The sequence below is a fragment of the Actinosynnema sp. NPDC023658 genome (genome assembly GCF_040639995.1).
Taxonomy (GTDB): Bacteria; Actinomycetota; Actinomycetes; order Mycobacteriales; family Pseudonocardiaceae; genus Actinosynnema.
The window spans coordinates 1-5599 of the sequence record NZ_JBFAAX010000382.1; the positions used below are offsets into that span (position 1 = coordinate 1).

The 5599-nt window shown below is 72.4% G+C and carries 7 protein-coding genes; 3 read left to right on the forward strand and 4 right to left on the reverse strand.

The annotated features are described in order from the left end of the window. The coding region (locus tag AB0G02_RS26995; protein WP_360798887.1) for a WYL domain-containing protein at window positions 1-838 on the forward strand (838 nt) is incomplete at its 5' end. 43 nt (window positions 839-881) lie between these two features. Here AB0G02_RS26995 and AB0G02_RS27000 read toward each other — a convergent pair. The 4 genes from AB0G02_RS27000 to infC all read right to left on the reverse strand — a co-directional run bounded on the left by AB0G02_RS27000 (window position 882) and on the right by infC (window position 3107). Further along, a complete protein-coding gene (locus AB0G02_RS27000; protein ID WP_360798899.1) occupies window positions 882-1730 on the reverse strand; it encodes an RNA methyltransferase in 849 nt (282 codons plus the stop codon). Next, window positions 1727-2116: a 50S ribosomal protein L20 gene (rplT, locus tag AB0G02_RS27005; protein ID WP_106620312.1), complete on the reverse strand. Its 390-nt coding sequence runs from the start codon at window positions 2114-2116 to the stop codon at window positions 1727-1729. The genes AB0G02_RS27000 and rplT overlap by 4 nt, the downstream gene beginning before the upstream one ends. Window positions 2117-2179: 63 nt before the next feature. Beyond that, the gene (gene rpmI, locus AB0G02_RS27010) at window positions 2180-2374 is read right to left on the reverse strand and encodes a 50S ribosomal protein L35 (RefSeq protein WP_053722438.1); all 195 of its coding nucleotides are present in this window, start codon (window positions 2372-2374) and stop codon (window positions 2180-2182) included. 106 nt (window positions 2375-2480) lie between these two features. Continuing rightward, window positions 2481-3107, reverse strand: a complete 627-nt coding sequence (gene infC / locus AB0G02_RS27015; RefSeq protein ID WP_360798890.1) for a translation initiation factor IF-3 — start codon at window positions 3105-3107, stop codon at window positions 2481-2483. Between the two features lie 267 nt (window positions 3108-3374). On the opposite strand from infC, the gene AB0G02_RS27020 reads away from it, so the two are divergent. Both AB0G02_RS27020 and AB0G02_RS27025 read left to right on the forward strand, forming a co-directional pair. Beyond that, window positions 3375-3725, forward strand: coding sequence for a DUF1844 domain-containing protein (locus tag AB0G02_RS27020; RefSeq protein ID WP_360798893.1), 351 nt, complete (start codon window positions 3375-3377; stop codon window positions 3723-3725). A gap of 304 nt (window positions 3726-4029) precedes the next feature. Further along, window positions 4030-5559 (forward strand): S8 family serine peptidase, encoded by a 1530-nt coding sequence (locus tag AB0G02_RS27025; RefSeq protein ID WP_360798896.1) that lies wholly within the window; start codon window positions 4030-4032, stop codon window positions 5557-5559. Window positions 5560-5599: the final 40 nt, after the last annotated feature.

The following is a 5599-nucleotide window of genomic DNA, read 5'->3' on the forward strand; positions in this document are numbered from 1 at the left end:
TCACGAGGGGCGGCTGCGCGCGCTCGGCTACCCGGTGCACGCGACGGCGGGCGTCGGCGGCGGCTACCAGCTCGGCGCGGGCACCAGGCTGCCGCCGTTGCTGCTGGACGACGAGGAGGCGATCGCGACCGCGGTGTCGCTGCGGCTGGCGGCGGGAGGCACGGTCGCCGGCGCGGGCGAGGCGGCGCTGCGGGCGCTGGCGAAGCTGGACCAGGTGATGCCGCCCCGGCTGCGCGCCGAGGTGCGGGCGGTGCACGGCGCGACCGAGATCCTGGTCGGGCCGGGGGTCGAGATCGACGCGGAGCTGCTGACGACCCTCGCGCGGGCCTGCCGCGACGCGGTGCGGGTGCGGTTCCGGTACGCCGGGCGTGACGGCGGGGACGCCGAGCGCACGGTCGAGCCGGTGCGGATGGTCGCCACCGGCCGACGCTGGTACCTGATGGCCTGGGACGTCGACCGGGACGACTGGCGCACGTTCCGGCTGGACCGGATGCGCGAGGTGGCGGCGACGACCTGGCGGTTCCGGCCGAGGGAGCACCCCGACCCGGTCGCCCACGTGCAGCGGTCCGTCACCGGGGCGCCGTACCGGCACGTGGCGCGGGTGCGGCTGCACGCCCCGCCCGACCGGGTGCGCGAGCTGGTGCCGCCGCAGGTGGGACGCGTCGAGGACGACCGCGACGGGTGGTGCGTGCTGGTCGTCGGCGGTGACGACCTGGACTGGCTCGCCGGGCACGTGGTCCGGCTGGGCTTCGAGGCGCAGGTCCTGGAACCGCCGGAGCTGCGCGAGGCCGCCGCCCGGCTCGCCCGCCGGGCCGCCGCGATGGCCGGAACGGACTGAGCCTTCCCGGACTCGAACGCCCGGGAGCTCGACCGCGCGAGGCTCAGGCCCGCTGGGCCCGAGCGGAGGCGTAGAGGCACACCGCGGCGGCGGTCGCCAGGTTCAGGCTCTCCGCACCGCCGTAGATCGGCACCTTCAGCGCCGCGTCCAGGCCCGACACGACCTCGTCCGGCAGCCCGTGCGCCTCGCTGCCGAACACCCACCCCGTCGGCACCGCCAGGTCACCGCGCAGGTCGGCGGTGATGAGGTCCTCCGGCGCGTAGCCGTCCGCCGCGACCAGCCGCAGACCCGCCTCCCGGCACGCCGCGAACGCCTCGTCCGCGTCCCGCACCCGGGCGATCGGCAGGTGGAACACGCTGCCCGTGGACGCGCGCACGCACTTGCCGTTGTGCGGGTCGACCGCGTCGCCCGCGAAGATCACCGCGTCGGCGCCCGCGGCGTCGGCCACGCGCACCACCGTGCCCGCGTTGCCGGGGTCCGCCACGCCGTGCAGCACGGCCACCAGCTGCGCACCCGGCGTCAGCGCCTCCGACAGCGGCACGTCCACCGGCGAGCACACCGCGACGACGCCCTGGGGCGTCACCGTCTCCGACAGCGCGGCGGCGGCCTTGTCGGTCACGCCGCTCACCGGCACACCGGCGTCCACGGCGTCGCGCACCAGTTCGGGGTTGCGGGTGGCGGCGACGTCGGTGACGAACAGCTCGTGCACCGCGCCGCGGCCGGCAGCCGCCCAGGCCAGGGCCTCGCGCACGGCCTGCGCGCCCTCGGCCAGGAACCGCTCCGCGCGGTCGCGGCCGGCACGCCTGGTCAACCGCTTAGCGGCAACGACCCGGGGAGTCCGTTCGGTGAACGGAGCTTCCCCGGGTCGTGGTGCGCGGTCGTTCGCGCTCAGGCCTTGTCCTCGACCGGCGCGTTGACGTCGCTGGGCAGCGCCGCCCGCGCGGCCTCGACCAGCGCGGTGAACGCGCCGGCGTCGCTGACGGCCAGCTCGGCGAGGATCTTGCGGTCCACCTCGATGCCGGCGAGGCGCAGACCCTGGATGAAGCGGTTGTACGTCATGCCGTTGGCGCGGACACCGGCGTTGATGCGCTGGATCCACAGCTTCCGGAAGTCACCCTTGCGGGCGCGGCGGTCCCGGTAGGCGTAGTTCAGCGAGTGGAGCACCTGCTCCTTGGCCTTGCGGTACAGCCTCGAACGCTGGCCGCGGTAGCCGCTGGCGAGCTCAAGGGTGGTACGGCGCTTCTTCTGGGCGTTCACTGCCCTTTTGACGCGTGCCACGGGTCCGTCCTGTCGATCTCGTGGGGCCGGTGGAGGGCCCCGGTGTTCAAGGGGGTGAAGGTCTTAGAGGCCGAGCAGCTTCTTCAGCCGCGGCACGTCGTTCTTCGCGACCTCGGTCGTGCCGGAGAGGCGACGGGTCAGCTTGCTGGACTTCTTCTCCAGCAGGTGCCGCTTGCCGGCCTTCTCGCGGACGAGCTTGCCGCTGCCGGTGACCTTCACGCGCTTGGAGGTCCCGCTGTGGCTCTTGTTCTTGGGCATTTCCGTCCTCAGTCTCGTGCAGCCACCGGGGGTGGGGGCGGCCATGCGTGCTCCGGGCCCGGGGGCCCGGAGGTCATTGCGTGCTCCCGGCCCGGGGGCCGGGAGATCACTCCTCGACAGACTCCGCCGACGCGTCGTCGTCCTCGACGATGTCGTGCTCGCCGCTGTCGTGCCTGATCGGGCGGGTCTTCGTGGTCTTGTGCGGGGCCAGCACCATGATCATGTTGCGGCCGTCCTGCTTCGGGTTCGACTCGACGAAACCGAGCTCCGCGACGTCCTCCGCGAGCCTCTGCAGCAGGCGGTAACCCAGCTCCGGCCGGGACTGCTCACGGCCCCGGAACATGATGGTCACCTTGACCTTGTTCCCGTGCGACAGGAAGCGGGCCACGTGGCCCTTCTTCGTCAGGTAGTCGTGCGGGTCGATCTTCGGCCGGAGCTTCTGCTCCTTGATGACCGTCAACTGCTGGTTGCGGCGAGACTCACGTGCCTTCTGCGCGCTCTCGTACTTGAACTTGCCGTAGTCCATGAGCTTGCAAACCGGCGGCCGAGCCTGCGCGGCGACCTCGACGAGGTCGAGGTCCGATTCCTGGGCGAGTCGGAGCGCGTCCTCGATGCGAACGATCCCGACCTGCTCGCCGTTCGGCCCGACCAGACGAACCTCGGGCACGCGGATGCGGTCGTTGATGCGCGGCTCGGTGCTCACGGGAGCACCTCGGTTCGAGGGACTTGTCATTCACGTCCTTTGTGACTCGTTCTGCGCCAAAAACAAGAGGCCCCACACCTGCCCGGTGTGAGGCCCGCTTCCGACCGATCGCACAACGAAGGGCGCAGTCCACCCTTCGAGGGACCGGACCCGGCCACCTGCTCGAAGCGGCAGACTCGGGTGGGAGCGGGGCTCCACTTGCCGTCCCCACAGGTGTGGGGACTGGTCGCGCGGAGAATAGTAGCAGACGGTCTTGTCAACCCCCGAATCAGCGACCCATCCGGTGTGGTTGCGAGAATGGCTCCCGTGACCGACCTGCCCTCGTACAACGTCCGCGACCTGTCCGATGTTCCCAGCGTCGAGGTGATCAGCAAGGCGGCGCTCATGCTGCTCTCCTCCGCCGCCGAACGCCTCGGCCTGGCCGACCCGGACCCCGACCAGAGCCCGCGCCGCGACCTCGACGAGGCCCGCCGGCTGATCACCGCGCTGGCCGGCCTGGTGACCGCGTCGGCCGAGTACCTCGGTCCGCACGCCGGTCCGCTGCGCGAGGGGCTCCAGTCGGTGCAGCGGGCGTTCCGCGAGGCGTCGGCGTACCCGGACGAGCCCGGCCAGGGCCCGGGCGAGAAGTACACCGGCCCGGTCTACTGAGCGTTGCCCCCCTCACGTCGTGAGCGTTGAACTCACGTGTCGTGGACGTAGGACTCTCGCGCTGCGAACGTAGGACTCTCGCGCTGTGGAGGTAGGACTCTCGCGTTCCGGGCGTTCAACTCGCGCGTTCCGGAAGTAGGACACGGGTGTTCCGGAGGTAGGACACGCGCGTTCCGAACGCAGGACACGCGGCGGCCGAAGGTTCGCCTGATGGGAGGCGGGCGCTCGGCCCGCGGGCGTGCCAGGGTCGGAGGGGTTCGCGCGAACCCCTGATCCTCGACCCCTGCACGAGGGAGAACCCGACATGGGAGAGTTCCGCGCGCCCTGGATTCGATTAGCCCGAGCGGTCGGCGTCGGTGCGTCCGCGGTGGTGGTGGCGGCGTTGGCCGTGACGCCCGCCCAGGCCACCGAGGCGCAGGTCCGCGACGCCGGCGGCCCGGCCGCCGTACCGGACAGCTACATCGTGGTGCTCAAGGACGGCGCGGGCGCGGACGTGCTCGCGGCGAAGGTGGGCGCCCGCGTCACCCACCGGTACCACTCGGCCCTCAACGGCTTCGCCGCGACGATGGGCGAACGGGCGGCCAAGCGGTTGGCGGCCGACCCGGCGGTGGCCTACGTGGCCCAGGACCAGCGGGTGCAGGCCCTGGCCGACCAGCCGAACCCGCCGTCGTGGGGCCTGGACCGCATCGACCAGCGCGACCTGCCGCTCAACGCGAACTACAGCTACGCCACCACGGCGGCCAACGTCCACGCCTACATCGTCGACACCGGCATCCGGGCGACGCACACCGACTTCGGCGGTCGGGCCAGCTTCGACGCCAACACCAGCGGTGACGGCAACAACTCCGACTGCAACGGCCACGGCACGCACGTGGCGGGCACGATCGGCGGCGCGGCGCACGGCGTCGCCAAGGGCGTCCGGCTGCACGGCGTCAAGGTGCTGAACTGCGCGGGCTCCGGCACGATCGCGGGCGTCGTGGCGGGCGTGGACTGGGTGACGGCGAACTCGCAGAAGCCGGCCGTGGCGAACATGAGCCTCGGCGGCGGCGTGAACGACACCCTGGACGCGGCCGTGCGGCGGTCCATCGCGTCGGGCGTGACGTACGCCATCGCGTCGGGCAACTCGAACGCCGACGCCTGCTCGTTCTCCCCCGCCCGGGTGGCGGAGGCGATCACGGTCAACGCGACGGACAGCGCCGACAACCGGGCCTCGTTCTCCAACTGGGGCACGTGCACGGACCTGTTCGCACCGGGCGTGGGCATCACGTCGGCGTGGAACACCAGCGACACCGCCACGAACACGATCAGCGGCACGTCGATGGCGACGCCGCACGTGGCGGGCGCGGCCGCGCTGGTCCTGGCGGGCAACCCCGGCGCGTCCCCGCAGCAGGTCCGGGACGCGCTGGTGGCCGCCGCGACGCCGAACAAGGTGGTCAACCCGGGCGCCGGTTCGCCGAACGCGCTGCTGTTCACCGGGGCGACCACCCCGCCGCAGCCGGGCAACGACACCCTGCTGCGCGGCGAGAGCCTGCGGGCCGGGCAGAGCAAGGTCTCCCAGGACGGCCGGTTCACGCTGGTCATGCAGGGTGACGGCAACCTGGTGCTGTACACGGCGGCCGGTCAGCCGCTGTGGCACACCGGCACCCAGGGCACCGGCGCGACGTACGTGGTGCTCCAGAACGACGGCAACCTGGTCGTCTACACGGACGCGGGCGTGGCGAAGTGGCACACCAACACGTGGGGCACGGCGGCCGACCGGCTGATCGTGCAGAACGACTCGAACCTGGTGCTCTACGGCCCGACGGGCCAGGTCTTCTGGCACCGCCTGGCGTGACCGCCCGACCGGTCACGACCACCGCCCGCCGGTGACGGCG

Coding starts and splice junctions, on each gene's coding strand:
- rpmI (WP_053722438.1), bottom strand. CDS start 2,374: ATGCCCAAGAACAAGAGCCACAGCGGGACCTCCAAGCGCGTGAAGGTC.
- infC (WP_360798890.1), bottom strand. CDS start 3,107: ATGACAAGTCCCTCGAACCGAGGTGCTCCCGTGAGCACCGAGCCGCGC.
- AB0G02_RS27020 (WP_360798893.1), top strand. CDS start 3,375: ATGGCTCCCGTGACCGACCTGCCCTCGTACAACGTCCGCGACCTGTCC.
- AB0G02_RS27025 (WP_360798896.1), top strand. CDS start 4,030: ATGGGAGAGTTCCGCGCGCCCTGGATTCGATTAGCCCGAGCGGTCGGC.